The organism is Actinocorallia herbida (genome assembly GCF_003751225.1).
In the GTDB taxonomy this organism is placed as follows: Bacteria; Actinomycetota; Actinomycetes; order Streptosporangiales; family Streptosporangiaceae; genus Actinocorallia; species Actinocorallia herbida.
This window is the reverse complement of sequence record NZ_RJKE01000001.1, coordinates 5980901-6004155: the sequence shown is the minus strand read 5'-3', so window position 1 is coordinate 6004155 and position 23255 is coordinate 5980901. Positions and strand designations below refer to the sequence as shown.

21 protein-coding genes and 1 pseudogene are annotated in these 23255 nt (G+C 68.7%); 9 read left to right on the top strand and 13 right to left on the bottom strand.

The genetic code is table 11. The annotated features are described in order from the left end of the window. Window positions 1-50: 50 nt before the first annotated feature. The 5 genes from EDD29_RS27240 to EDD29_RS27220 all read right to left on the bottom strand — a co-directional run bounded on the left by EDD29_RS27240 (window position 51) and on the right by EDD29_RS27220 (window position 4658). Window positions 51-920, bottom strand: coding sequence for an acyl-CoA thioesterase (locus tag EDD29_RS27240; RefSeq protein WP_123667117.1), 870 nt, complete (start codon window positions 918-920; stop codon window positions 51-53). Window positions 921-937: 17 nt separating this feature from the next. Continuing rightward, window positions 938-1696 (bottom strand): SDR family NAD(P)-dependent oxidoreductase, encoded by a 759-nt coding sequence (locus EDD29_RS27235; RefSeq protein ID WP_123667116.1) that lies wholly within the window; start codon window positions 1694-1696, stop codon window positions 938-940. A 48-nt stretch (window positions 1697-1744) separates the two neighbouring features. Continuing rightward, window positions 1745-2518: an enoyl-CoA hydratase/isomerase family protein gene (locus tag EDD29_RS27230; RefSeq protein WP_123667115.1), complete on the bottom strand. Its 774-nt coding sequence runs from the start codon at window positions 2516-2518 to the stop codon at window positions 1745-1747. 48 nt (window positions 2519-2566) lie between these two features. After that, complete coding sequence (locus EDD29_RS27225) at window positions 2567-3694, bottom strand: CaiB/BaiF CoA transferase family protein (RefSeq protein ID WP_123667114.1); 1128 nt, start codon at window positions 3692-3694, stop codon at window positions 2567-2569. A 199-nt stretch (window positions 3695-3893) separates the two neighbouring features. Then, window positions 3894-4658 (bottom strand): SDR family NAD(P)-dependent oxidoreductase, encoded by a 765-nt coding sequence (locus tag EDD29_RS27220; protein ID WP_123667113.1) that lies wholly within the window; start codon window positions 4656-4658, stop codon window positions 3894-3896. 166 nt (window positions 4659-4824) lie between these two features. On the opposite strand from EDD29_RS27220, the gene EDD29_RS27215 reads away from it, so the two are divergent. Then, window positions 4825-5439, top strand: a complete 615-nt coding sequence (locus tag EDD29_RS27215; RefSeq protein WP_123667112.1) for a TetR/AcrR family transcriptional regulator — start codon at window positions 4825-4827, stop codon at window positions 5437-5439. A gap of 18 nt (window positions 5440-5457) precedes the next feature. Here the strand turns inward: EDD29_RS27215 and EDD29_RS27210 are convergent, their stop codons facing one another. Further along, window positions 5458-6066, bottom strand: coding sequence for a TetR/AcrR family transcriptional regulator (locus tag EDD29_RS27210; RefSeq protein ID WP_123667111.1), 609 nt, complete (start codon window positions 6064-6066; stop codon window positions 5458-5460). 248 nt (window positions 6067-6314) lie between these two features. Here EDD29_RS27210 and EDD29_RS27205 point away from each other — a divergent pair, with 248 nt between their 5' ends. Together EDD29_RS27205 and EDD29_RS27200 are read left to right on the top strand one after the other, a co-directional pair. After that, entirely contained in the window at window positions 6315-7055 is a 741-nt protein-coding gene (locus EDD29_RS27205) for an SDR family NAD(P)-dependent oxidoreductase (protein ID WP_123667110.1), read from the top strand. Then, entirely contained in the window at window positions 7052-7852 is an 801-nt protein-coding gene (locus EDD29_RS27200; protein WP_123667109.1) for an enoyl-CoA hydratase/isomerase family protein, read from the top strand. The genes EDD29_RS27205 and EDD29_RS27200 overlap by 4 nt, the downstream gene beginning before the upstream one ends. A gap of 43 nt (window positions 7853-7895) precedes the next feature. Here EDD29_RS27200 and budC read toward each other — a convergent pair whose 3' ends face one another. The 3 genes from budC to EDD29_RS27185 form a co-directional block, all read right to left on the bottom strand. Next, window positions 7896-8684, bottom strand: a complete 789-nt coding sequence (gene budC, locus EDD29_RS27195; RefSeq protein WP_123667108.1) for a meso-2,3-butanediol dehydrogenase — start codon at window positions 8682-8684, stop codon at window positions 7896-7898. A 65-nt stretch (window positions 8685-8749) separates the two neighbouring features. After that, window positions 8750-9349 (bottom strand): TetR/AcrR family transcriptional regulator, encoded by a 600-nt coding sequence (locus EDD29_RS27190; protein WP_123667107.1) that lies wholly within the window; start codon window positions 9347-9349, stop codon window positions 8750-8752. A gap of 136 nt (window positions 9350-9485) precedes the next feature. Next, window positions 9486-10073: a TetR/AcrR family transcriptional regulator gene (locus tag EDD29_RS27185; RefSeq protein WP_123667106.1), complete on the bottom strand. Its 588-nt coding sequence runs from the start codon at window positions 10071-10073 to the stop codon at window positions 9486-9488. 147 nt (window positions 10074-10220) lie between these two features. Between EDD29_RS27185 and EDD29_RS27180 the strand changes: the two genes are divergently transcribed. Next, window positions 10221-11036: an SDR family oxidoreductase gene (locus EDD29_RS27180; RefSeq protein ID WP_123667105.1), complete on the top strand. Its 816-nt coding sequence runs from the start codon at window positions 10221-10223 to the stop codon at window positions 11034-11036. Between the two features lie 412 nt (window positions 11037-11448). Here the strand turns inward: EDD29_RS27180 and EDD29_RS27175 are convergent, their stop codons facing one another. Continuing rightward, window positions 11449-12441, bottom strand: a complete 993-nt coding sequence (locus EDD29_RS27175; RefSeq protein WP_123667104.1) for a LysR family transcriptional regulator — start codon at window positions 12439-12441, stop codon at window positions 11449-11451. A gap of 194 nt (window positions 12442-12635) precedes the next feature. On the opposite strand from EDD29_RS27175, the gene EDD29_RS27170 reads away from it, so the two are divergent. Then, window positions 12636-14117, top strand: coding sequence for an NAD-dependent succinate-semialdehyde dehydrogenase (locus EDD29_RS27170; RefSeq protein ID WP_123667103.1), 1482 nt, complete (start codon window positions 12636-12638; stop codon window positions 14115-14117). Window positions 14118-14410: 293 nt separating this feature from the next. Next, the gene (locus EDD29_RS27165; protein WP_123667102.1) at window positions 14411-15391 is read left to right on the top strand and encodes an aldo/keto reductase; all 981 of its coding nucleotides are present in this window, start codon (window positions 14411-14413) and stop codon (window positions 15389-15391) included. A 264-nt stretch (window positions 15392-15655) separates the two neighbouring features. Here the strand turns inward: EDD29_RS27165 and EDD29_RS27160 are convergent, their stop codons facing one another. Continuing rightward, the gene (locus EDD29_RS27160; protein ID WP_123667101.1) at window positions 15656-16672 is read right to left on the bottom strand and encodes a LacI family DNA-binding transcriptional regulator; all 1017 of its coding nucleotides are present in this window, start codon (window positions 16670-16672) and stop codon (window positions 15656-15658) included. 156 nt (window positions 16673-16828) lie between these two features. Between EDD29_RS27160 and EDD29_RS27155 the strand changes: the two genes are divergently transcribed. The 3 genes from EDD29_RS27155 to EDD29_RS27145 are packed head-to-tail and all read left to right on the top strand — an operon-like array spanning window position 16829 to window position 21557. Continuing rightward, entirely contained in the window at window positions 16829-18106 is a 1278-nt protein-coding gene (locus tag EDD29_RS27155) for an MFS transporter (RefSeq protein ID WP_123667100.1), read from the top strand. Beyond that, window positions 18106-19128, top strand: a complete 1023-nt coding sequence (locus EDD29_RS27150; RefSeq protein ID WP_123667099.1) for a CE1 family esterase — start codon at window positions 18106-18108, stop codon at window positions 19126-19128. The genes EDD29_RS27155 and EDD29_RS27150 overlap by 1 nt, the downstream gene beginning before the upstream one ends. Continuing rightward, window positions 19125-21557: a beta-glucosidase gene (locus EDD29_RS27145; RefSeq protein ID WP_211359930.1), complete on the top strand. Its 2433-nt coding sequence runs from the start codon at window positions 19125-19127 to the stop codon at window positions 21555-21557. Before EDD29_RS27150 ends, EDD29_RS27145 begins: the two co-directional genes overlap by 4 nt. Window positions 21558-21722: 165 nt before the next feature. Here the strand turns inward: EDD29_RS27145 and EDD29_RS47170 are convergent, their stop codons facing one another. After that, window positions 21723-22292, bottom strand: a complete 570-nt coding sequence (locus EDD29_RS47170; protein ID WP_123667098.1) for a site-specific integrase — start codon at window positions 22290-22292, stop codon at window positions 21723-21725. Between the two features lie 464 nt (window positions 22293-22756). Next, window positions 22757-22864: pseudogene (locus EDD29_RS48235) on the bottom strand (tyrosine-type recombinase/integrase); the annotation flags it as partial. Between the last annotated feature and the right edge of the window lie 391 nt (window positions 22865-23255).

The window sequence follows — 23255 nt, the reverse complement described above, 5'->3', positions numbered from 1 at the left end:
CGGCCGGGGACGAAGCCTTCGTCCCCGGCCCGCGGATGCGGAGCGAGGTACTAGCCTCTCCTCGATTCCGAGGTGCCTGGGGTGTGCTCAGGGACGCGGATCAGTCCTTCCTGCGCGACATTCGCGACGAGCCTGCCGGAGCCGTCCGACATCGCGCCCCGGCACAGCGCCCGGCCGCCGCCCGCCCACAGGCCCTCCTGGTCGTAGAACAGCCAGTCGTCGGCCCGGACCGGCCCGTGCAGCCACAGCGTGTGGTCGAGGCTGGCGAACATGATCCGGTCGTCGATGGTCGGCCGGTGCGGGGGCAGCGCGGACGCCAGGAGGAGCAGGTCGGAGGCATAGGCCAGCACACACGTGTGCAGCAGCGGATCGTCCGGCAGCGGGTGCGCGGAGCGGAACCAGAACCGGTGCACGGGAGGATGGCCGCCCTCCGTCGCGGTCCGGCCGGGGCCCGTGGCGAACCGCACTTCGAGCGGCATCTCCCGGTGCATCCGGTCGAACCACTTGCGGGTCTCGGCGTCGGCCAGGGCCAGGGTCTCCTCGGAGGAGACCAGGGTCTCCGGGCCGGGACGCGGCGCCACCGCGGGCTCGTGCCGGTATCCGGGCTCCGGGACGTGGAACGACGCGGTGAGCTGGAAGATCTGCTTGCCGTGCTGGAGGCCGATCGAGCGCCGGGTGCTGAAGCCGGCCCCGTCCCGGGTCGCCTCCACCCGGTAGAGGACGGGCTCGGACGGGTCGCCGGGCCGCAGGAAGTTCGCGTGCACCGAGTGGACCGGACGGTCGGGGGGTACGGTGCGGCCGGCCGCCATCAGCGCCTGGGCCACGACCTCCCCGCCGAACATCCAGGCCGACTCGGTGGGCGTGCCCCGGCCGCGGAACAGGAACTCCTCAAGGCGTTCCAGTCCCAGGATCTCGGTCATGCCCGGTGCCGTGGTCGTCACCGGGGGGCGAAGCGCTGCCCGGCGTCCAGGCGGAGGCACTGGCCGTTGAGCATGGCGTTGTCGACGACCGCGAGGGCGAGCTTGGCGTACTCCTCCGGGCGGCCCATGCGGTGCGGGAAGGCCGCGTCCTTGACCAGGGCCTTGGTGGCCTCGTCCGGGATGGCGGCGGTGGCGCCCGTCGCGAAGAGGCTGGGGGCGATGGCCAGGACCCGGATGCCGAGCGAGCCGAGGTCGCGGGCCATCGTCAGCGCCATGCCCGCGATGCCGGCCTTGGCGGCGGTGTAGGCGACCTGCCCGATCTGGCCCTCGAAAGCGGCGATCGACGACGTCATGATGATGACGCCGCGCTCGTCGTCCTCGGGCTCGTTGCCGCTCATGTGGGACGCGGCGAGCCGGGCGATGTTGAAGCTCGCGACGACGTTCAGGTCGAGGGTCTGCCGGAAGGCGTCGAGGCTGTGCGGGCCCTTGCGCCCCAGGGTGCGCTCGACGGTCCCGCCGCCCGCCGTGGTGACCACGACGTGCAGGCCGCCGAGTTCCGCGACGGCGGCCGCGAAGATGCTTTCAGTGCCCTCAAAGTCGGTGATGTCGACGGGGTGGAACGTCGCCCCGATCTCCTTGGCGACCGTCGCTCCGTCCGAGGAGGGGCGGTCGAGGATGGTGACCGTAGCGCCCTGTGCTGCGAAGAGCTCGGCGGTGGCACGTCCCATGCCGGACGCGCCACCGAAGACCGCGACCTTCTTGTTCTTGATGTCCATGACCTAATCATAGTACTTAGTTCACTATGTTCAGGGCCCGGGGGTGGGTCAGCGCAGCGTCCAGTCCGGCTTGGTGGCCGTGGCCCGGTCGACCTGCGCCATGCCGATGGGGTTGCCGATCTGGGTGTAGGACAGACCGGTGCGCAGGGCCTGGGTGCGTCCGGTGTCCAGGGACTCCCAGATTGCGCGGACGCTCCCCTGGATGGCCGCCGGAGGCTTGGCGGCGATGGCACGGGCGATCTCGTCGCCCCGGGTCCAGAGCCGCTCCTGGTCGACGATCTCGGTGACCAGACCCACCTGGAGCGCGCGGGCGGCCGACATGCGCTCATCGAGCCCGAGCAGGGTCATGCGCAGGACGTCGCTGAGCGGGATGCGGCGGGAGAGGCCGATCGGCTCCAGCGCGGCGGTCATCCCGTAGGTGACGTGCGGGTCGAAGAACGTGGCGTCCTCGGTGCAGATGATGATGTCGGACTCGTTCAGCCAGTAGAACGCGCCGCCGGCGGCCATCCCCTGCACGCAGGCGACCACGGGCTTCCAGACCCGGTTGAGCTTCGGGGACAGCTTCTCGCCCGGGTCGTCCTGGCTCCACAGGTTCGGATGCTGGAAGATGCCCTGCCGGACATCGACCCCGGTGGAGAACGCCCGGTCTCCCGCCGCCCGGAGGACGACGACGTGCACGTCGTCGTCCTCCCGGACGGTCTTCCAGACCGCCGAGAACTCGTCGCACATCGTGTCGTTGAAGCTGTTCAGCGCGTCGGGGCGGTTGATCGTGATGGTGGCGACGTGGTCGGACACCTCGTAGATCAGGGTGGTGAGGTCCATCGGATCTCCGTTTCTCGCGGCGACGTGCGGGTGTCGCCTGGTCTTACGTCAGTGAGCTTGCCGGACGGTGCCCGAAGCGAGCAGTTCCGCCGCGTCGGCGACACCCCACTCGGTGAGCACGGCGGACGAATGGGCTCCGCGCGGCCCCAGATGCCGGGCTGGGGAGGAGGGCGTCTCCGAGAAGCGGGGAGCGGGGGAGGGGACGGGAAAACCGTCGACAGCCGTGTGCGCGGCCCGGGAGCGGAGATGCGGGTCCGAGGGCGCCTCACCCCAGGTGAGGACCGGGGCCGCGCAGGCGTCGCTGTGCTCGAAGCGCTCCGTCCACTCGGCGCGGGTGCGGGTGGCGAAACGGGTCGCGAAGGCGGCGCGCATCTGCGCCCAGCGGTCGCGGTCCCACTGAGCGTCGGCCCATTCTGGGAGGTCGAGGAGACGGACCAGCTCGGCATAGAACTGGGATTCGAGGGCGCCCACCGTGAACCAGCCGCCGTCGGCGGTCTCGTAGATCGAGTAGAAGGGAGTGCCGCCGTCGAGGAGGTTGTCGGCCCTGCGGTCGGTCCATCCGTTGGACTGCCGTTCCGCCCAGATCATCGCGGCGAGGTGGGTGGCGCCGTCGACGATCGCCGCGTCGATGACCTGGCCCCGGCCCGTGGCGCGGGCGGCGTGCATCGCGGCCAGGATACCGACGACGAGGTAGAGGGACCCGCCGCCGAAGTCTCCGACGAGGTTCAGCGGGATGGACGGCGGTCCTTCGGCGGGGCCGATGGCCGCGAGCACGCCGGTCAGGGCGATGTAGTTGAGGTCGTGCCCGGCGGTGCGAGCTCGCGGGCCGGTCTGGCCCCAGCCGGTCATCCGCCCGTAGACCAGCGCGGGGTTGCGCGCGAGGGCGGCCTCAGGCCCGATTCCGAGCCGCTCGGCGACGCCGGGCCGGAAGCCCTCGATCAGGATGTCGGCCTTCTCGGCGAGGCGAAGGACGGCCTCGGCGCCTTCCGGGTGCTTCAAGTCGATCACGACCGATCGGCGGCCGCGGTCGAGGACGTCGGGGAACGCGGGTTCCGTCGGCCTGTCCACACGCACGACGTCGGCGCCCATCTCGGCGAGGAGCATCGCCGCCATCGGCGCAGGGCCTATGCCTTCGAGTTCGAGGACGCGGACACCGGACAGGGGTCCCTCGCTCATCCAAGCCTCCGCAAGATCGAGAACCTAGTAATCATGTGCTGAATCCAGGGGTCTGGAAGCCGGCCGTGTCGCCCGTACGAGGCCGCCATGGGCCACAGCCCCGGTCAAGGTCGGGCCGAGGCGGGAGGCCGGTCCGTACCGTCAGCGGACCGGCCGGGCGTCCACCGCCTGGGCGGGGTCGCCCCGCGGCGGCGGACGGTCAGCGGGGCGCCATCCGGATGGCGCCGTCGAGGCGGATCGTCTCGCCGTTGACATAGGCGTTCTCGATGATGAACTGGGCTGTGTGCGCGTACTCGTCGGTGGTGCCGAAGCGCTGCGGGTTCGGGATCGCCGACGCCAGGGACTGCCGGACGTCCTCGCGGAGCGAGGCGAACAGCGGGGTGTCCATCAAGCCGGGCGCGATGGTGTTCACCCGGACGTTGCGGGAGGCCAGGTCCCGGGCCGCCACGATCGTCATGCCGACGACGCCGCTCTTGGAGGCGCTGTAGGCGATCTGGCCGATCTGGCCCTCGAAGGCGGCGACGGACGCGGTCAGTACGATGGCGCCGCGCTCGCCGTCGACCGGCTCGTTGGCGGCCATCGCGGCGGCGCCCAGCCGCAGCACGTTGTAGGAGCCGATCAGGTTGACCCCGATCACCCGCTCGAATCCGGCCAGGTCACCGGGCTCGCCGTCACGGCCGACCACCCGGATGGCGTTGCCGATCCCCGCGCAGTGCACGAGGGCCCGCAGCGGGCCCGCCTCCCGGGCCGCCGCGATGGCCGCCTGGACCTGCTCGGTGGAGGTGACGTCGGTAGGGACGAACCGCACGTTCTCGCCCAGTTCCTCGGCGACGCCCTGCCCTTGGGAACGGGGCAGATCGGCGATGACGACGTGGGCTCCGGCTTTGGCCAGCCGCTTGACGGTGCCGAGGCCGAGACCTGAAGCGCCGCCGGTCACGAGCGCGCTGATGCTTTCGATGCGCATGTGAGGAACCTCCTGGGAGGGGAAAGGACACGTCCAACATAGACTACTTCGTAAACTATGTGTTGTCCGGCGGTGCGGGATCGGACGTCGGCTGACGGAGTCGTCCGGGGGAATCCTTGGTGTTCGCTTGATTCGGGCATGGGGCGCGTGGTGCTTAGGCTGAGTCATGGCTTCGGAGAGACCGGCCGATGGCGTCGACCCAGACCTGGTGGTCGTCTCAAGAAGGCTGTTCGCGGCTCTCGGATACGACGGCACCAGCGCGGAGATGATTGCCGATGCCGCGGGCGTCGGTGTCGAGGCGATAGCGGCCGCCGGAGGCAAACGCGCCCTCTACGAGGCGGTCATGGAAGGGCTGAGCCAGACCTACCTCAAGCTCTACGAGGAGGCGTTCAGGGACCTTCCCGCTGGTGATCGGGGAAGGCACGAGTGGCTCGACAGGGCCATCGACCTGCATGTGGCGAATCCGGAGCTCGCCTATCTGTGGCAGCATCGCAGTCTGTCCGACGCTCTGGACCTTTCGGACGTCGAGGAGCGCTTCCGGGCTCCGGCACGGCGGCGCCTGCGTGGGCTGTTCGGTCAGGAGTACCCTGACCAGGGCCGGTACGAGATGGTCACCAGCGTCTTCGAGTGGTGCGTCTACGGCTTCGTGGTGGGCGGGATCTTGCATTCCGAGAAGCCGGGCAACCCGAAGGACCCGCGGGAGGTCACGCGGTTCCGCTCGTACATGCACCACCTTCTGGACCTGGTGATCCAGGACCGGGACGCCAGGCGGGCGCCCTGAATCCGCCCGTGACGTGACTCAGCCCGTTGACGTGCCGGTCCGCACCGGCCCCGCCTGGAGGCCGACGAAGCGGCGCACCTGCTGCCAGGCAAGTTCCGCCTGCCGGTCAGGGGGGATCTGCGCCGTCTCCCTGGCCCATGATCGGACGAGTTCCGTCACCCCACCGAGGATGAAGGCGGAGAGCGCCCGGTGATCCTCCGCGGTGAGCTCGTCCCTCCGCTCCTGGATCAGTCGCGTGGCCAGCTCTCCGCAGGCCGGCGCCAACTGCTCGCGCCACAGGTCGATCACGGCCCCGAAGAGGGTGCTCCCGCGCAGATGCTCGTGATGGGCGCTGCGCTCGGCCACCAGGCGGGTGATGGAGGACAGCACGATCGGGACGCCGTCGATCTCCTCGGTCCGGGTGTCGAGCGCCTGCAGCAGATCGCCGCGCAGCGCCGCGATGATCGCTGTATCGCGGTCCTTGAAGTGCTCATAGAAGGCCTGCCTGCTCACCCCGGCCGTCTTGATCAGCTCGGTCACCGAGATCGTGTCGACCGGCCGTTCCGTGACCAGTTCCAGCGCGGTGCGCTCGATGATCCCCCGGACCCGGACAGCCCGCGGATCGGTGCTGCTGCTGCGCCGCGGCATGGAACTCCTGTCGTAGACATCGTTCTTATAAGCGTAGCGTTGATTTCGTAGACGAATGTCCTCAAAATCGGCACAGGCTGGCCCGCGGGATCGTCGCTCGGGGCGCCTGCCTGGCGCAACTCCGTGCTGGGCGAGGTGCTGGCTGTCCGACGGCCGTCGAGGAAGTGCTCGATCGCCCCTGTCATCGGCAATGAAAGGCAACTTAGATAACTTTGTCTCCACCGCAAGTCGGCTGACGAGGAGAGTCCATGAAGCTGAAGGGCAAGGTCGCGCTGATCACGGGCGCGTCATCAGGGATCGGGGCGGCCACCGCCGTGCTCTTGGCCCGAGAGGGAGTGGCCGTCGCGGCGGCGGCGCGGCGCGCCGACCGGCTCGCGCAGCTCGGCGAGCAGGTCGCGGCGGAGGGCGGCACTCTGCTGCCGCTCGAGCTGGACGTCACCGACGAGGAGAGCCGCTCCGATGCGCTGGCCCGAACCGTCGACGAGCTCGGCGTACCCGACATCGTCGTCAACAACGCCGGGGTGATGCTGCTCGGCCCGGTCCTCCGCGCGGACCCGGCCGACTGGCGGCGCATGATCGAGACCAACGTGCTCGGCCTCATGTACCTCAGCCAGAGCGCGTTCCGGCTGATGGCCGAGCGGCGTTCCGGCGACATCGTCCAGGTGTCGTCCGTCGCCGGGCGCAGCGCCGCCGCAGGATCGGCGGCCTACAACGCCTCGAAATGGGCGGTCAACGGGTTCAGCGAGGGCCTTCGGCAGGAAGCACTGCGCTACGGCGTACGGGTGAGCGTCGTGGAGCCGGGCATCGTCCAGACCGAGCTGCCCGACCACATCCCCGACGACCGTACGCGTGCACGCGTCCAGGAGGCTTACACCGCCCTCACCCCGTTGACCGCCGAAGACGTCGCCGAGGCGATCGTCTACGCCGTGAGTCGGCCTCCGCATGTCGCGGTGGGCGAGCTCCTGATCCGTCCGGCGGAGCAGCTGTGACGGGCGTGCGGGCCACCCGGCCGCGGCCCGAGGTGCTGCGCATCGAGCTCGACCGGCCCGATCGCCTCAACGCTCTCGACGTGGACATGGTGGACGCGCTGCACGCGGCGCTCAAAAGTGCGGCCGGCGATCCGGAGTGCCGGGTCGTGGTCCTCACCGGCGCGGGCCGCGGGTTCTGCGCCGGCCTTGACCTTGACGGCTATGGCACGCCGTCGGCATCTGAGGGCAAAGGGGCCGTTCAGTCGGGCCTGATGGTGCAGCGCCACATCTCTGGGCTGGTCCAGCGCATGAGGCGACTGCCGCAACCGATCATCGCCGCGGTGAACGGAGCGGCCGCGGGCGGAGGGTTCGCCCTGGTCTGCGCGGCGGACCTCAGGATCGCCGCACGGAGCGCGGTCTTCGCGGTCTCCTTCATCAAAGTCGGCTTCTCGGGCTGCGACATCGGGACGTCCTGGATGCTGCCCCGGCTGGTGGGGGCGGGCAGGGCGCACGAGCTCATGATGACCGCGAGACGCTTCGACGCCGAGGCCGTCCGCATCGGCCTGCTCGCCGATGCAGTGCCGGACGATGAGCTCCAACGGCGCGTCGACAAGGCGGTCGAGGATCTGCTGGCCGCGCCCCCGCTGTCGCTCTCGCTCACCAAGCAAGGGATGTGGGCCGCGCTGGAGATCCCGTCGTTCGACGTCGCCGTGGAACTGGAGAACCGCCAGCAGGTCCTGACGATGCTCACCGCCGACCAGGGCGAGGCCATGGCGGCCTACCGGGAACGGAGGAGCCCGGAATACCGGGACACGTGAGGGCCGGGTGCCGTCCCGGAGCAGCGGGACGGCACCTTTCCGGTCAGCTCAATCGGAGTAGCTCGGCGTAGTTCGGTTCGCCGGTGTGCGCGAGCAGGCCGCCGTCAACGACCAGGTTCTGCCCGGTGATGTAGCTCGCCTCGGACGAGGCGAGGAAGGAGACGGCGGCGGCGACCTCGGGGGAGAGGCCGGCACGGCCCATCGGGATGTTCCGCCGGAAGACCTTGACCATCGCGGGGGCCTCGAAGGCGCTGCCCGGCCCCGGCTTGCTGTTGATGGGTCCGGGAGCGACCGCGTTGACCCTGACGCCGTCCGCGGCGTAGTCCACCGCCATCTGCCGGGTCAGGTTGACGACCGCGCCCTTGGCCGCGCCGTAGGCGGCGAAGCCGTAGTTGCCGCCCAGGCCGGACGTCGAAGTGGTGTTGACGATCGTGCCCCTGGTCGCGATGAGGTGGGGCAGGGCCGCCCGCGAGCAGTAGAAGACTCCGTGGAGATCGATGCCCAGGACCCGATGCCAGGCCTCGTCTGTCAGGTCGCCTACCCGGGCGACGTTGCCGATGCCCGCGTTGTTGACCAGAACGTCGAGGCGGCCGGTGATCCGTACGGCGGCGTCGATCAGGGCATCGACCTTCTCCCGGTCGGACACGTCGACCGGGAGTGATGTCGCCCGGCTTCCGAGATCCTCCGTGACCTCTTTCAGCCTGGTCTCGTCGAGGTCGGCGAGCACCGTGTGTGCGCCCTCGGCGTGGAAGCGCCGTGCAATGGCCTCACCTATGCCGTTCGCGGCTCCGGTGACGATGACCGTCTTGCCCTCGTGACGCGTGACGTCCATGTCTTCTCCAGCGGTTATGCGTAGTGTGGAACGCATATTACTGGCAGGATCCGCCATAAATCGCGTCAGGGGGTCAGGCCCGACAGGGCCCTCGCGCAGGCAGTGCGGATCATCTCGTCCAGAGCAGGGCCGCGCTCGCCGGCGTTCCGCCATGCGTAGTCGCGCAGTGCGATGTCCAGGGCGGCGGCAAGCATGGCCCCCTCCACTTTGACTTCGAGCACCTCGGGGTCGCGTCCTGAGCGGTTCGCCAGCGCCGTGGCGATCGCGGGAACCGCTTCGCTCGTGGCCCGTGCCCAGACGGCGCGGAGAGAGGGCTCGTCGCGTGCCAGGCGCACCAGGTCGATGGTGAACAGGATCGCTGTTTGGCCTGTGGCGACGAGCCAGGAGGTGTCCGTGAGGACCTCGGCGAGCGGCGCCTCCGCCGACGCCTGCGCCAGATGGTCGGAGAACTTGCCGATCCCGAGCGTGAACAGCGGGGTCGCGCAGTCCTCCTTCGTCGCGAAGTGGCGCCAAAGAGTGCGCTGCGAGATGCCGGCCGCCTCCGCGATCTCCCCGACGGAGGTCGCCTCTACGCCCTGCCTCATGAACAGCCGGACTGCGGCTTCGGCCACCCGTAGCCGCACCGCCTCCTTGTCTGCCTCCGTCAGCCGGGGCCTTCCCGCCATTCTCAACCTCCAATTTATTGCTGAGTGTGCCAGAAATAGGAAAGAGATCAAGGTCCGGGGTAGGTATCGCGAAGTTGCATCAGCCCGGCGACGTCCTGGACCGGGTTGCCCGGCGTTCACGCCGGGGCCGAGCGTTCTAGGACGGGTCCGGTGGCGCGGAGCCGAAGCCGGTTGCCGCGCGGTTCAGGCAATCGCGAACATGCCGCAGGTAGGTGTCGAAGGGCTCGTCGGGCTGCCAGGCATGGTAGGCCGTGGACACGGCCGCGGAGGCGAGGTTGAGCTGAAGGGCCGTGGTGAGCTCTTCGCCGAGGCGGGTGCGGGAAGCGGCCCAGCGGCGCAGGTCGCCGCGGAACTGTTCGCTGAGGTCCTGGCTGGACTGCGCCAGGGCGGGGGAGTTGGCCTTCAGGCGGCGTTGGAGCGGCATGCGGTCGGCGAGGCGCTCGTTGAAGCCGATCATGATCGCGGTGAGCGACGCCCACAGGGGTTCGTCGGTGGGGCGGGTCTCCATGAGCGCTTGCCAGTCGGCGCGTTCTTCGGGGTCCTGGTCGAAGACGACGGCTTCCTTGCTCGCGAAGTAGTTGAAGAACGTCGCCCGGGAGACGTTCGCCGCGGCGGCGATCTGCTCGACGCTCACAGCCTCGTATCCGTGTGCGTCGAACAGGTGTAGGGCGGCGGCACGGATGGCGCGCCAGGCCTCCAGCTTCTTGCGTTCGCGCAGGCTCATCGATCTCCCTTCGCGGCCAGTCTATCTGCTTTGGACGGAGTCGATTTTTAGACTAGATCTAATATTCGGTTAGGGTGGTGTCAGGCGTTCCGCAGGCTACGCGCGGTCGCCGATTCCAGCGCGTTCCGTCGTTCAAGGGGACACATCATGAGCAAGGTCTGGTTCATCACCGGCACCTCCCGCGGCTTCGGCCGCACCTTCACCGAGGCCGCCCTCGAGCGCGGCGACAAGGTCGCGGCGACCGCCCGCGATACCTCCACCCTCGACGATCTGGCCGCCAAGTACGGCGAGGCGATCCTGCCGCTGCCGCTCGACGTCACCGACAAGGCCGCCGTCGGTGCGGCGGTGAAGGCCGCGCACGAGCGGTTCGGCCGCCTGGACGTCGTGGTCAACAATGCCGGCTACGGTCTGTTCGGCATGATCGAGGAGCTGACGGAAGAACAGCTCCGCGCCCAGGTCGAGACCAACCTCTTCGGTGCGTTCTGGGTCACCCAGGCCGTCCTGCCGATCCTGCGCGCCCAGGGCAGCGGCCACATCGTGCAGATCTCCACCATCGGCGGCATCGGCGCCTTCCCCTCACTCGGCGGCTACCACGCCAGCAAGTGGGCCCTGGAAGGCTTCTCCGAATCCCTCGCCCAAGAGGTCGCCTCCCATGGCATCAAGGTGACCCTCGTCGAGCCCGGCGGCTTCGCCACCGACTGGGCCGGCTCCTCCGCCGTACATGCCGCGCCCAACCCCGCCTACGACCACATCCGCCAGGCCATGGCCGCCCGCAGCGGCGACGCCCAGTACGGAGACCCCGCCGCCGCCGGCCCCGCCCTCCTGGAGATCGTCGACGCCGAGAACCCGCCCCTGCGCGTGCTGTTCGGCTCCCAGCCCACCGCCATCGTCAAGCACCTCTACGCCCAGCGCCTGCAGACCTGGTCCGACTGGGAACACGTCTCCCACGCCGCCCAGGGCTGAACGCCGCCGAGTCAGCCTATGCGAGTGAGCTAGGCTCGCGGCCGTCTCGACAGGTGCGGTACCGGCTCTGGTGCCGCACCTAGGTCTCCTTTCTCGCCGCAGCATGAGAGTGCGGCTCTGGTCGGGTATGACCTCGGTGATCGGGCCGAGTGAGCGGGACGCGTTCTTCGTCCGGTCACCGGTTCGAAGGCCGTGCCTCGACGGCAGAGCAGACACGGCGAGGCAGTCATAGACGTTCCGCGTGGGTTCCTACCACGGCGGTGGGCCGGATTCGAGCCCCTCGCCGCCGCTCCATCACAGCGAGGGCGCTCGGATTCGGCATGGCGCCGAGGAATGTCTCGCCCTTCTCTGACGCGGCTGTCGTGGCCATGCGGAAACGGATCACCGTTGTCCTGGCTGGCTGAGGCATGACTCAGAGTTTCAGCGGAGAGCGCGTGCCGGTGGCCTTGAGAGTCGAGATCACTTTTGAGAGGACGGGGTCGTCCACTCCTTGGCCGGGCCCGGGGGAAGCCCAGGCGACGCCCGCTTCGACCCGCACCGAGGGTTCGTCGAGGGGGACCAGGGCGACCCGGGACCGGCTGAAGATCCGCCGGCTCAGGGAGTTCAACGACACCACCGTGACGTCGCGCGAGCGTCCGATGAGGGCCGCGATCTGCACGATGTCCGTGTGCGGCAGTTCGCGGATCCTCTTGGCCCCCGCTCGGGCGAGGTGACGGCGGAACTCCGCCATGACGAGCGGCTGGACCTTCGAGGAGGTCACCAGGATCTGCCGGTCCGCGATATCGGCGATCTTGAGGCTCGGCCGTTTCGCCAGTTCGTCGTCGCCGCGCAAAGCGACGCCGAAGCGGTATTCGGCGAGCTTGACCGACTCCAGGCCGGGGTCACCCGGAGGAAGGTGCACTACGGCGAGGTCGAGTTTCCGGTCCGTCAACTGCTGGAGCAGAGCCGCCGAAGGCTCCAGGACGATCGTGGGCTCGACGTCGTCCTCGGCCTCCCGAGCGATGCCGAGGACGAGATCCAGAACCTGGGGAGGAGCGAGAGGGGTCGCTCCGATCCGGAGCGGCTGCCGAAGTGACGCACCCTGGGATGGGCCGAGACGGCGCAAGGCATCGAAGCGCCCGAGAAGATCTCGAGCGGGTTCGAGGAACTTCTGCCCGAACCCGGTGAGCTCCACCTGGTGATAACGCCGGTCGAAAAGATCGGCGCCCAGTTCCCGCTCCAGGTCGCGAATATGGCGGCTCAGGGGAGAGGGGGTGATGTGGAGCCGCTCCGCCGCGCGGCCGAAGTGAAGTTCCTCGGCCACAGCCACGAAATAGCGGACGTGCTGTATCTCCATTGTTCCCCAGAGTACTCGTCGTGTTCGAAGATCGAGTCCTCGGTCGCGCCGCAGGTCGCTCCTGATCATCGGCTCTGTCGCGGCCGACGTGCCGCCCAGCCATAACCTAGCAAACTAGGTTTGCCCGCTCGGGATCGAGATATCACGGGCCGTCTACCCGGCATGGATTCCGGCCCGACCGACGGAGCCAAGCCTCAAGCGCCGGATTCGGGGGGAACCGGCCATGTCAGCAGGGCGGCCGCCGCGTCGAAGGCGCCGTCCGGATGACCGCTTTCACAAGATCAGGGAACGCCGTCGGGTCCACGCTCGTCCCCTCGGAACTATTGATCGGCGGCCGGTGGCGACCGGCCTCCGACGGTGCGAGATTCGAGGTCCGCGACCCCGCCACCGATCTTCCGATCGCGGGGGTTGCGGACGCCTCTCCAGCAGACGGCCTTCTGGCCCTCGAAGCCGCTGAGGACGCTGCCGCAGACTGGCGTGCGGTCCCACCGATCGAGCGCGGGGAGCTTCTTCGACGCGTGTTCGAGACCATCACCGAGCGCAGGGAGGAATTTGCGCTCGTCCTGTCCACGGAGATGGGCAAACCGATGGAGGAAGCACGGGGAGAGGTGAGATACGGGGCCGAGTTCCTCCGCTGGTTCAGCGGGGAGGCCGTCCGGGTGCACGGCCGTTACTCGGTTGCCCCTGACGGTGCCAGCCGACACCTCGTGCATCGGAAACCCGTAGGCCCGTGCCTGCTCATCACTCCGTGGAACTTCCCCCTTGCCATGATCACCCGCAAGGTCGGACCGGCTCTCGCGGCCGGCTGCACCGTGGTGCTGAAACCGTCGGAGCTGACTCCGCTGTCCGCCCTGCTGACTGCCGAGGTGTTCCAGGCCGCCGGGCTGCCGCCCGGCGTGCTGAATGTGATTACCACCACCAAGGCGGCCTCGGTGGTGACGCCGCTGCTGCGTAGCCACCGCCTGCGCAAGATCTCTTTCACTGGTTCGACCGAGGTCGGGCGCCGGCTCCTGGCGGACAGCGCGGGCACGGTTCTGCGGACCTCGATGGAACTCGGCGGTGATGCGCCGTTCCTCGTCTTCGAGGACGCCGACATCGAAGCGGCCGTGGATGGTGCCATGATCGCCAAAATGCGGAACATGGGCGAGGCGTGCACTGCGGCGAACCGTTTCCTGGTACACGAGAAGGTCGCCGAAGAGTTCGCTGCCGCTCTTGCCATGCGAATGGGCGCGCTCACCGTCGGCCCTGCCGCGGACGAAGGATCCGAGGTAGGACCGCTGATCGATGCGCGAAGCAGAGACAAGGTGCACGGGCTCGTCACAGACGCGTTGGACAGGGGCGCGCGTCTGGTGACCGGCGGTGGACCCCTACCGGGTCCCGGGCACTTCTACGCGCCGACGGTGCTGTGCGGCATCCCGGCCGACGCCCGCCTCATGACTGAGGAGATCTTCGGCCCCGTCGCGCCCATCCTCACCTTCCGTGACGAGCGTGAGGCGATCCGGCTCGCGAACGCCACGCCCTACGGGCTCGCGGCGTACGCCTACACCCGAGATCTGGGACGGGTAACGCGCCTCACCGAGGAACTTGAAACGGGGATGCTCGCCATCAATTCGGGTCTGCTCTCGGACGCGGCGGCTCCTTTCGGCGGCGTCAAGCAGTCCGGGCTCGGGCGCGAGGGGGGCGCGGAAGGGATCGCCGAGTACCTGGAGACGACTTATGTCAGGCTGCCGGGCCCGGTGAGCTGACACATGCGACGCCGCCCGTGGGCGGCGTGCTCGAACCGTGGGCGGGCCTTCGTCTGGGACTGCGAAAGCCCACCCACGTGTGACGGCAGCATGGACCACTGTGGCACCGGTCCTCACCAGGAAAGATCAATCAATAGAGTGTACTCTTAGTGCGATCAGGGTGATTGAAGCGCGGAAATGTGGCTCATTTAGAGTCCTCTTTGGCCTGAGGGTCGACTCCCGGTAGCCCGGTGCCGGGCTCTTCCCGGCGGCCGATCCGCCAGTTCGCTCGTCGCTTTACCGCAGGAGGAACAATGAAGTACACCAAGCTCGGCTCGACCGGCCTGGACATCTCCGCGATCGCCGCCGGTGCCATGACCTTCGGCATACCTGGAGTCGGCTATCCCGAGTGGACGCTCGACGAAGAGGCTTCACGCCCGCTGATCAAGCTGGCCCTGGATGCGGGAATCACCTTCTTCGACACCTCCAATTCGTATTCACTCGGCACCAGCGAGGAGATCCTCGGGCGTGCCCTTGCCGACTACGCCGATCGCGACCGGATCGTCATCGCCACCAAGGTCTATGGCCGCATGCATGACGGCCCCAACGGCCAAGGTCTGTCCCGCAAAGTGATCCTCACCGAGGTCGATCACAGCCTGCGGCGTCTGGGAACCGACTACATCGACCTCTACCAGATTCACCGATTCGATTCGCGCACCCCGCTCGAGGAGACCCTGGAGGCGCTGCACGACGTCGTCAAGGCAGGCAAGGTCCGCTACCTCGGTGCCTCCTCGATGTACGCGTGGCAGTTCGCCAAGGCGCTGTTCCTTCAGCAGGCCAACGGCTGGAGCCGTTTCGTCAGCATGCAGCCTCATTACAACCTCATCAATCGTGAGGAAGAGCGGGAAATGCTCCCCCTGTGCGCCGACCAGGGCATCGGCGTGCTTCCGTGGAGCCCGCTCGCGCGAGGACGGCTCACCCGGGACTGGGATGAGCAGACAGACCGCTCCCGCCGCGACGGGTTCGCCCAACACCTCTATTCCGCGACGGACGTCGCCGATCGGGCGGTCGCAGACGCCGTCGGCTCCGTTGCCGAAGCGCGCGGAGTGCCGCGAGCCCAGATAGCCCTGGCCTGGGTCAGCAAGCACCCGGCCGTCGGTGCCCCCATCGTCGGCTTCTCGAAGCCCTACCAACTCGAGGACGCCATCGCCTCCCTCGACATCACCCTCACCGACGAGGAGATCACCCTCCTGGAGGCGCCTTACGTCCCGCACCCGGTCGTCGGCTTCGGATGACCGGAGCACAGGGTGTCGAAGGTTTCTTCGGGGAGCGGTGCCGTGTTCGTTGAGGTTGGCGGCAGAGCGGCTGGTGTCCTGTGCCCGGTTGCGGGCGAGAGGGCTCATAGGGGGTGTCGCCCCGGTGTCGATGCGTCTGTGTCCAGCATGCAAGCTTGGTCTGAGCGGGCGTACGTCTTCCACGCTGCTCAGGGATGAGTGTCGGCGGCTTGCCGTGCATGGGCCAACGAGCTCGCAGTCGGCTCGGTAGGTGCGGCGCCGCACCTACCGTCGCTTCTTCGTCACGTTGGTCGAGTCGCGCAGGACGAGTTCTCCGTCAGGGATGGTCGGTGCATTCTCGGGGGGTGTCCTATTGAGGTGCGCCATGATCGTCGAGACGAGTGCGGGAACGAAGGCGGAGGGGTCGATGCGGACGGTGGTGAGCGGCGGGCACGAGAGCCCCGCTGCAGCGATGTCGTCCGCGCCGATGACAGCCAGGTCTTCGGGGACGGTGACTCCGGAAGCGCGTGCGGCCTGCAGGAGTGCGAGGGCGACCTCGTCGTTGTAAGCGGCGACGGCGGTGACCTCGGCGGAACGCCAGGCTCGCAGCGACCGCTCGGCTTCTGTTCCGGGCTGTGCGCCGAGGGCGAGCGGCGAGGGCAGGCCGTAGCCCGCGCACACCTGCTGGACCCCGCGCAGTCGCGATTCGGCGAACGTGAACAAGGATGTGTCGGGCACCGTGGCGTACCCGAGACGGGTGTGGCCGGTCTGGATGAGGTGCTCGGCCTGTATCCGGCCGATCATCTCCTGATAGGAGTGCGGCGTCCGGCTGTCATCGCCGAGGCCGAACGTCATATGCGCGATGCCGGCGGCGTCGAGCGCCGCCGAGTCGTCATCGTCGAGGTCATCGACGGTGATGACCAAGGCAGGGGTGACGCTCCTCCACAGGTCGGACAGGTGGCGGTTGGATGTGGCGCGCGGGTGCAGAAGGTAGGTCAGCCCGTGTTCGGCAAGTGCCACGGAGATCGCGTCCATGGCCTGGGCGACGGCCTCGCCCGTGGACCAGTTCGGCATCAGGAACAGGATGATGTCTGAACGGCCTCTGCGCAGCGCCCGCGCTGTGGCCGAGGGCTGGTAGCTCAGCTTTCGGGCGGCGGCGATGACACGTTGGCGGGTGGTTTCCGGGATGGTCTGCCCCGGCGTTTTGTTGAGCACGAAGCTGACGGTCGAGCGCGACACCCCTGCCTCACGGGCGACGTCCGCAATGGTGACGCGCTTGCTCGGCGTCGATTGGCGGGGCATTGCTGGCTCCTGGGTCGTGACACGCGCCGTCCGGCACCGCACCACGATAACGCTCCGGTCGTACCTGTTGACAAAAGACCTATCGGGGTGGGATTGTCCTGGGCACGCTAAATCGATTTAGTGCAAGCATCCCCTGCTCAGTAAGCGGAGAACCCCATGTCCCACCCCGATGGACTCTCCACGCCCGCGCACCGCGAGGCCGAGGGCGCTCAAGACCCGCCCGTCCCGATCAAGGGCCTGCGCCGCCTGATGGGCTGGATCATCCCCGCCAACCTGGGGGTCTTCCTCCTGTGGGGAGCGATCCCCGGCGTTCTGCTGCCGCAGCAGATCACCGTCTTGTTCGGCGAGGATGACAAGGTCGGCGACCTAGCCCTGGTCGCGACTATCGGCGCCCTCGCGGCGATGATTGCCCAGCCCATCGCCGGTCAGGTCTCCGACCGGACGCGCTCGCGGCTCGGCCGCCGGGCGCCGTGGATGGTCCTCGGCGCGCTCGCCGGAGGACTGGCACTTGTCGGGCTGGCCTTCGCCGACTCGCTCGTCGGAGTGGCGATCGCCTGGATGCTCGTCCAGATCTGCTTCAACTTCGCGCAGGGCCCGCTGAGCGCGGTCCTGCCCGACCGGGTCCCGGTCGCGCGCCGCGGCACCTTCGCCGCGCTGACCGGGATCGGCGTGATGTTCGGCGCGCTCGGCGGGCAGATCCTGGGATCGCTGTTCTTCGACAGCGTCACCGCCGGCTACCTCGTCTTCGCCGCGGTCCCGCTGATCGCCCTCGGCCTCTTCACCCTGTTCAACCCCGATCAGCCCAGCACCGAGGCGGCCCCAGAGCTGTTCCGGCTGCGTGACTTCCTGGCCGCGTTCTGGGTCAGCCCGGTCCGGCACCCCGACTTCGCCTGGGCCTTCCTCGGGCGCCTGCTCCTCTACACCGGGTACTTCTCGGTGACCGGATACCAGCTCTTCCTGCTGACCGACTACTTTGACGTCGCCGAGCCCGAGTCGAGGATCCCGATGCTCGGTGCGATCAGCCTCGCCGGAATCCTGATCGCCACCGCGATCTCCGGACCGCTGTCGGATCGCGCGGGACGCCGCAAGCCGTTCGTGTTCGGCTCCGCGATGATCACAGGGCTGGCACTCCTGCTGCCCTGGATATGGCCCGACGTGACGGCCTGGACGCTGATGACATTCGTCTGCGGCTTCGGATTCGGGATGTTCCAAGCGGTCGACACCGCGCTGATGAGCGAGGTCCTGCCTTCCGCGAAGTCGTTCGCCAAGGACCTCGGCGTGGTCAACATCGCCGCCACCTTGCCCCAGACGCTCGCCCCCGGGGTCGCCGGAGCGATCGTTCTCTCGTTCGGCTACGCCGGGTTGTTCCCCGTGGGAATCGCCTTGAGCGTGCTCGGCGCCCTGGCGGTCTGGCCGATCAAGGCGGTGCGGTGATGGCGGCCCCCATGCGGCACGGGCGACTTCGGCGCGTGCTCGTCTGGACGGGCGCGGTGCTCGGCGTCCTCGTCCTCACCGTCGCGGCCCTGGCGTGGTGGTTCGTGTGGGTGCCGACGCCGGACAAGCCCGTTCTGGCGGTCAGGGAGACGAGCGCGTCCATCACCGTCGACGGCAGGCAGCGTCGCTACGTCACGGTTGTCCCCGACTCGCTTCCGGACGGCGCCCCGCTGTGGGTGGTGCTGCACGGGGCGAACAACACGGTCCCGCAGATCCGCGCCTTCACCGGTTACCGCCTGGAGGAACTGGCAGTTGAGAAGGGTTTCGCCGTGGTCTACGCCGAAGGCTACGAGAAGACGTGGCACGACTGCCGCACGGCTACTCCCTACCCCGCCAGGCGTGAGGGCGTCAACGACGTGCACTTCGTCGAGGAACTCGTGGCGACGGTGACGTCCCAGAACCGCCTGGACGCCTCGCGGGTCTACGGCTTCGGCTACTCCAACGGCTCCCACATGCTCTTCCGGATGATCGCGGAGAGCCCGGGGACGTTCGCGGGGATCGTCGCCAACGCCGCCGAGCTCCCCGCTGACGGCAACAACGAATGCACCCCGTGGAACACGCCGGTCCCCGTCATGCTCGTGGAGGGCACCGGCGACCCGGTCAGCCCCTACGACGGAGGAAAGGCCGGCGCGTTCGGGCAGAATCTGGGCCTTGTGCGCTCCGCCGAGGAGAGCGCACTGCTGCTGGCCGGAGTCAACCGGGTCACCGACGGCCCGGTCCGCACGCTCGTCGGTGGAGATCCCGGCGAGGACGGTTCGGTGACGCTCACCGAGTACGGAGCCGGAACCGCGCACCCGGTGCGCCTGTACACCGTCCGAGGCGGCGGCCATATCGTGCCGAATTCGGTCGCCCGGATGCCGCGCATCATGGGCGGCTCCACCGAGCACCTCGACTCCCCACAGGCCGCCGTCGACTTCTTCGAGGGACTTCCCTCCGACAGCCGGACACGAGAAGGATCATGAGCATCCACCACGACACCGACCAGACCCAGGACCCGATGGCGGCGCAGGCCAGACGCATCGTGCAGGCGCTCGATCCCGCCGCGCGGGTGCGGCTCCTGTCGGGCGCGGGCATGTGGTCGACTGAGGAAGCGCCCGGCGCGCCCGCCGTCGTGCTCGCGAACGGGCCGAACGGTGTGGGCAAACAGGTCGCCGACGCCGACCACGTGGGCATCGGCGAGACCGTGCCCGCCACGTGCTTCCCCGCCGGCGCGGCGCTCGGCTCGACCTGGGACGAGGAGCTGCTCGAAGAGGTCGGCGCGGCGATGGGTCGCGAGGCGCGCGCCGAGGGGGTGGGCGTCCTGCTCGGTCCCGGGCTGAACATCAAACGGCACCCGGGCGGAGGGCGCACGTTCGAGTACCTCTCCGAAGACCCGTTCCTCGCCGGGAAGGCGGCGGCGGCACTGGTACGGGGTGTGCAGTCCGAGGGGGTCGGCGCGTCGGTGAAGCACTTCGCCGGCAACAGCCAGGAGACCTCGCGGATGCGCCTGGACTCGGTGATCGACGAGCGCACCCTGCGGGAGGTCTACCTCGCCGGGTTCGAGATCGCCGTGCGCGAGGGGAGGCCGTGGACGGTCATGACCTCTTACAACCTGCTCAACGGCGAGCACACCGGCGAATCGCGTCACCTGCTCGCCGAGATCCTCCGTGGCGAGTGGAGCTTCGACGGCCTGGTCATGTCCGACTGGATGGCGGTTTTCGACCGCGTCGCCGGAGTCAGGGCCGGGCTCGACCTGGAGATGCCCGGAGGCCGTGGCGCCTGGGACGCGCGGGTGCTGCGCGCCGTCGACCTCGGCGAACTCTCCCAGGACGACGTCGACAGGTCCGCCGCACGGGTCGTCGCCCTCTCGCTGCGCGCGGAGCAGGCCCGGGCCGAAGCCGGCCCCGCCGCCGTGGACCGGGACGCCCACCACGCGCTCACCCGACGGGCCGCGGCGGCTGGCACCGTCCTGCTCACCAACGACGGCCTGCTCCCGTTGTCCGCGCTTGGCCGCGTCGCGGTGATCGGAGCCGCCGCCGAACACCCCCGGTTCCAGGGCGTGGGCAGCTCACGCGTCAACCCCTGGCGCACCGAGACCTTGCTCGCCGCGCTGCGCGACCGGTTGCCCGAACTCGCCTACACGCCCGGCTACGATCCGGTCACCGGGACGTCATCGGGGGAGCAGCGGCAGGCGGCCGTGGCCGAGGCGTCGTCCGCCGACGCGGTCGTCCTGGTGCTGGGCGTGCCGGCCGGTCTTGAGGCCGAAGGTGTGGACCGCACCGATCTGGCCTTCCCCTCCGACCTGAACGATCTCGTAGGCGCCGTCGTCGCCGCCAACCCCCGCACGGCCGTCGTGCTCGTCAACGGGGCGCCGTTCGAGCTGCCCTGGGCCGACGAGCCCGCGGCCCTCATCGAGGCATACCTGGGCGGGCAGGCGGCGGGCGCCGCGATCGCCGACGTCCTGCTCGGAGACTCCGAACCGGGCGGCAGACTCGCCGAAAGCCTCCCGGTCCGGGCCGCCGACCTGGCCGCCTCCGCCGGATTCCCGACCACGGCTCCCACCCAGGCCCTGTACCGCGAGACGTCCAATGTGGGCTACCGCTTCCACGACACCTGGGACGTCGCGCCCAGGTTCCCCTTCGGCCACGGGCTGACCTACACCTCGTTCTCGTACGGCACACCGCACGTCACCGGGGAGGGTACCGACCTTGTCGTCACCGTGCCGGTCACCAACACCGGCGCGCGGGCGGGATCGGAGGTTGTGCAGCTCTACGTCCACGACACCGAGTCCACCGTGCACCGGCCCGCGCAGGAGCTCAAGGGATTCGCACGGGTGAGGCTGGCCCCCGGACAGTCGTGCGACGCCGAACTCCGGCTGGACCGCCGCTCCTTCGCCGTCTACGACGTTGCCACGGGATCCTGGCTCGTGGAGACGGGCGGTTTCGAACTGCGCGTCGGCGCCTCCTCGCGCGACATCCGGGCGAGCATCACCGTGCACGTCGAGTCGGACGACGTCATCACGCCCGTACCCGCGCCTTCGGGGCCCGTCGCCACCGGAGAGGAGATGGCGGCGCTCCTTCAGCGCCCCGTCCCGGCTCTCCGCCCGCTCCTGCCGTACACCACGGACTCCACCATCGAGGACCTCGCCCAGACCTGGCTCGGCCGGAGGCTGCGTTCCCTGCTGCTCGTCGCCGTGCGCAGGCAGGTCCCGACCGGCGGCGACCAGGCCACCAAGGCCATGATCGAAGCCGTCCTCGCTCAGATGCCCCTACGGGGCCTCGTTGCCGCAGCCGACGGCCGCCTCGGCCTCGACACCTTGGACCGCATCGTCGCCGTACTCAACGCAACTTCCCCGACCGCCCGCCGAGCCGGAGCCCGGCTCCGGAACACTTCCGCCCAACGGTCTGCATGAGTACCTCCCGCAGGCTCTGAGGCGTGGGCCATGGCCCGCGGGCGGTTCACAGTTTCACCGCCGCGACGGAAAGCATGATCACTCTTGCCCTGGGGGAGCCTCACTACCTTTGGGCAGCCAACCCAATGGCGGCGACGTTTCAGATGCGGTCATCGCGCATCAGTCCTAAGAATCGAAGATCTCTTCGAGGGCATCGGCGAGGGTGGTGTCGTGTTCGTCGAGGATGGCTGCGTATCGGCTGGTGACGGTGAGGTTGCCGTGGCCGGCGCGTTGGCGGACTTTCTGGAGGTCGACGCCTTTGGCGATGGCCCAGCTGATGCCGGTGTGGCGTGCGTTGTAGGGGGTGAACCCTTCGGGGAGACCTACGGCAGCGCGCGCGTTCTCCCAGAACCGGTTCCAGACCTGGGTGCTGAGGAACTCGGTGCCGTCCCGCCGCCAGGTGTCGACTCTCTTGCCGCCCTGGTCTCGCTGTTCGGCTGCGCGTTTCCTTCGCCAGGCGCGTTGGTAGTCGGCTGCGTAGGCCTTGCACTTGGCGCAGTCGCACTTGAGGGAGTAGCGGGCGCCTTTGGTGCCGTGCTCGTAGACCGCCCCTGAGTTCGACACGAGCGGAGGAAGCTCGTCTTCTTGTTCGGCTGGGGGAGTGGGCCGGTGGTAGGCGAACATCCAGTTGGGGAAGAGCAGGTCGTCGGGGCCGATGTCGTGTTCGTCGATGTGTTCCTGGATGGCGTGGCACATGTTCTTGGAGATGGTGAAGCGTCGCCAGTCGCCGTTCTTGGGGTTGGGCCGGGTACCCAGCCGCTGCGGCCGGTGGGGTTGTACTTGGCGGTGATGTAGCTGGTGGAGCGGGTGATGTTGATGAGCTGTTTGCCGAAGTCGAAGTCCCGCGGCCGGAACCCGATCATCTCGCAGCGCCGCGCCCAGGTCGTGATGTTGAGCCGCGCGTACAGTCGCGCCGGCGGATGGGAGAGGGATTCCTCGAACCGCCGCCACTGGTCATGGTCGGCCACGAGGATCGGCTTGCTGGGGGACTGGGGGAGCCGGATGCTCCTGATCGGGTTGTCGCCGCGGTATCCCTCGTCGAGCGCCATCTGGCACATAGCCGACAGCACCTTACGCGTCGCCAGCACGACGCCCTGGGTCACCTCCTGCTCGGGCAGCACCTTGATGAGCAGGTTGTAGAAGGTCTCCCGCCCGATCTCACTGATCCGCAGATGCCCCAGGTAGGGCAGGATGTGGTTCTTGACGGTGTACCCGTAGTTCTGCCGCGTGCCGGCCCCGACCGCATGATCGGGCAGGAACCTCCCCATGCAGAACTCGCGAACGGTCGCCTGCGCCTTCTCCGCAGGACTCGTCTCACCCAGCTGACTCCGGACGTGCCGCTCCTCCTTCTCCGCGACCTCATACGCCCGCACGTGCGAGTCATACGTCCCCGCCGACCGAAACCCCCCGTCAACCGTCTTGTACATCCCGGTGTAGCGCGGCTTCCCGCCACGGCCAACACGCTCAACGACATAGGCCAAACCACGGCCCCTTTCAACAATCTTCTCTAATCCATACCGAACCCGATGCGCGCAGTCCGAGAACCATTGCGCCATCGCAGCCGGGAGGTTGACTTGGACTAGAGCATAGGAATGGAGCGACACTCGATTTGTCGCCTGCCCGCTCGCCGAAATGAGCTGGCTACGGACTTCTGTAAAT